4 protein-coding genes are annotated in these 2,833 nt (G+C 62.1%); all 4 read right to left on the bottom strand.

Going from position 1 to position 2,833, the window contains the following annotated elements; all coding sequences use genetic code 11:
* Positions 1-187: 187 nt before the first annotated feature.
* The gene (locus GWG67_RS39040; RefSeq protein ID WP_342761092.1) at positions 188-331 is read right to left on the bottom strand and encodes a hypothetical protein; all 144 of its coding nucleotides are present in this window, start codon (positions 329-331) and stop codon (positions 188-190) included.
* Positions 331-1,944 carry an IS66 family transposase gene (locus GWG67_RS38550; RefSeq protein WP_219685683.1) on the bottom strand — a complete coding sequence of 538 codons (1,614 nt, stop codon included), beginning with the start codon at positions 1,942-1,944 and terminating at the stop codon, positions 331-333. Before GWG67_RS38550 ends, GWG67_RS39040 begins: the two co-directional genes overlap by 1 nt.
* A 72-nt stretch (positions 1,945-2,016) precedes the next feature.
* A complete protein-coding gene (gene tnpB, locus GWG67_RS38545) occupies positions 2,017-2,364 on the bottom strand; it encodes an IS66 family insertion sequence element accessory protein TnpB (RefSeq protein WP_007591027.1) in 348 nt (115 codons plus the stop codon).
* Complete coding sequence (locus GWG67_RS38540) at positions 2,361-2,750, bottom strand: transposase (protein ID WP_007591026.1); 390 nt, start codon at positions 2,748-2,750, stop codon at positions 2,361-2,363. Before GWG67_RS38540 ends, tnpB begins: the two co-directional genes overlap by 4 nt.
* Between the last annotated feature and the right edge of the window lie 83 nt (positions 2,751-2,833).

Below are 2,833 nucleotides of genomic sequence, written 5' to 3'. Positions count from 1 at the left end.
GTAACCCTACGCGGTAGGCCGCAGCGCGCTGATCTTTCCAGTTAACCGTTAGAGCTCGTCGGACTCCTCGGTTTTCGGCTTCATCGTCGCAGCGAGCACTTGGCGGCGTTTTTCGATGATGCTAGGGTCCTCTTTGTGGATTGCGATCAGCTCTTTGAGGTTCTCGATCCCTCATCGGTGAACGCCATCACCCCATCTTCACCGACGCCCACGACCCATCCTCGGGGTCCATTTCTTCGGCGACCTCGAACAGCCATTCCTCGTCTTCTCCAAGCATCTCGGCGACATGGCCGAGGGTAAACACGTGGCTGACTTTGTTGACGGGCCCCATCAAGCCGCCTGCGCCGCGAGGCCTTGCTGTTGCGCAATCTTCCAGTTCCAGGGCAGCAGCTCATCGAGCCTGTGGGCGGGGTGGATGGCGATGCGAGCGAGTACATCGGCAAGCCAGACCTGAGGATCGACGTCGTTCATCTTCGCAGAGACGATGAGGCTATACATGGCGGCGGCACGACGCCCTCCGCGGTCAGACCCGCAGAATAACCAAGACTTTCTGCCCAATGCGATGCCGCGCAGCGCTCTTTCGGCGGCGTTGTTCGAGAGACAGACGCGGCCATCGTCGAGGAAGCGTGTGAAGGAACCCCAGCGCTTGAACATGTAGTTCATGGCCTTGGCCAGATCGTGACCGCGGGAGAGCTTGGCGCACTGCTCACGCATATAGGCTTCCAGATCGGCAACCAACGGAGCGCTCTGCGCCTGGCGGACAGCCTCTCGGTGGTCGGCGCCTTGGCCATTGATCGTGCGCTCGATTGCGAAGAGGGCGTCGATGCGACGCACGATCTCGATCGCAATCGGCGAGAGGGCGATCTCCTTCTTGCCAGCAGCCTTACGTCGCGCGTTTTCCTCAAGATCCGCCATGGCGAAGAACGGGCGCCGGGCATGCACCCAACAGGCCGCCTCCCTGATAGGCCCAGGACTTCGCGGGGGCTCGTAGAGTTTGGTGTATCCGCCGAAGGCGTCGGCCTGCAGGATACCGCTATAGTTGGCCAGATGCGCCTGCGGATGCTCGCCCCTTCGATCGCGCGAGTAATAGAACATTGCCGCCGGCGGATCTGAGCCGCCGAAGGGGCGGTCGTCCTTTACATAGACCCAGCATCGAGCGACATCGCACTTGCCCAAGGCCAGCACGGGCACGGTGGTGTCGTCGCCGTGGAGGCGTTCGGATGCCATGACGTGGGCTTCCAACAGACGCAACAGCGGCTCCAATACCGTGCAGCACGCTCCGACGGCGTCGGCTGCGGTCGACAGACTGATCGGCACGCCTTCCAACGCGTAACGCTCGGTTTGCCGGTTCAGAGGCTGATGCTGGCCGAACTTCTCATAGAGCAGCATGGCCAGCAGGCTCGGCCCCGCCCACCCTCGCGGGATCACATGGAATGGCGCCGGTGCCTGGCTGATCTTCTCGCAGTCGCGGCAAGAGAACTTCTCGCGCACCGTCTCGATTACCTTCCACTGACGCGGCACCGATTCCAGCGTTCGGGTCACATCTTCGCCGAGCTTGCGCAAGCGATTGCCGCCGCAGCATTCGCACGCCGTCGGCGGATCGATCACCACCCGCTCGCGCGGAAGGTGGTCTGGGAACGTGTTGCGCTCAGCGCGCTTGCGCGTAAATCCGTCAACCGTAGTCGTTTTGGCGACTGCCTGCTCCGCCGCCAATTCGTCTTCCGTCGCGTTAGCTTCCAATTCTTCGAAGGTAAGCGCCAGCTGGTCGATCAACCGCGCCGAGCGCTCCGATTTCTGGCCGTAAACCTGGCGCTCGAGCTTCGCTATCCGCAAGGTCTGCTGCACAATCAGCGCGGCGTCCTCCGACGCCTTTGCCCGCGCTACCGCCAGCTCCGCTTTCAGCGCGGCGTTTTCTTCGGCAAGAGCGGCGCGATCAGCATCCATGAGACGAAGTGAATCATAGTTTTAGTGATTTGCGGCACCCCAAAATACGCGGGTTTCCACATTTTTCTTCGCTCATCCCGCCCTTGTCGGCCGCCACGTCAGTTGTGGATTGCGCCAATCGATCCCTTCGAGCATGTACGCCATCTGCGCCGCCGAGATCGACACCGCGTCACCTGACGCCGAAGGCCAGATGAACTTTCCGCGATCCAAGCGTTTCGCATAGAGCGACAGCCCGATCCCGTCATGCCAGAGGATCTTTGCCAAATCGCCACGCCGGCCTCGGAAGATATAGAGATCTCCGGCGTGGGGATCCCGCTTCAGGCTCTCCTGAACCTGCAAAGCCAGACCCTGCATGCCGCGACGCATGTCGGTGTGGCCGGTTGCGATCCAGACTCTGACGCCACCCGGTATCGGGATCATCGCCGGCTCAGAACATCAAGGACCCGCCCCAACGCGTCAGCATCGACGTTCTCGTCAACGCTGACACGCTTGCCGCCACCGAGTTCGATCTCGATCAGGCCCCGGCGCCTCCGGGGCGAAATCACCGCTGGGGCTTCAATCGATGGAACGCTTTCGGTCGCACCCGGGGTGAGCTGAACAGGGACAAGCTTCGGTCCCGCCGAAACGACACTCGCCAGGCGCGCCCGCCGCCGCCACGTGAACACCAAACTCGTCGAAATGCCGTGCCGCCGCGCGATCTCCGTCACAACCGCGCCGGGCGCCAGCGTCTCTTCGATGATCCGCATCTTATCGTCGCGAGACCAGCGACGACGACGCTCAACCCCGCCCAGGACCTCTACCCGCATCTACCGACCTTAAGGCTAGCCTTAAAGCTAGATCCTCGTCGGATACCTGCAACTCAACAAGGCGGCCCACCCCGGAGGAATAC

Source organism: Bradyrhizobium sp. CSS354, from assembly GCF_029051725.1.
GTDB lineage: Bacteria > Pseudomonadota > Alphaproteobacteria > Rhizobiales > Xanthobacteraceae > Bradyrhizobium.
The sequence above is the reverse complement of the archived record's forward strand: the minus strand, read 5'-3'. Positions and strand labels throughout refer to the sequence as shown.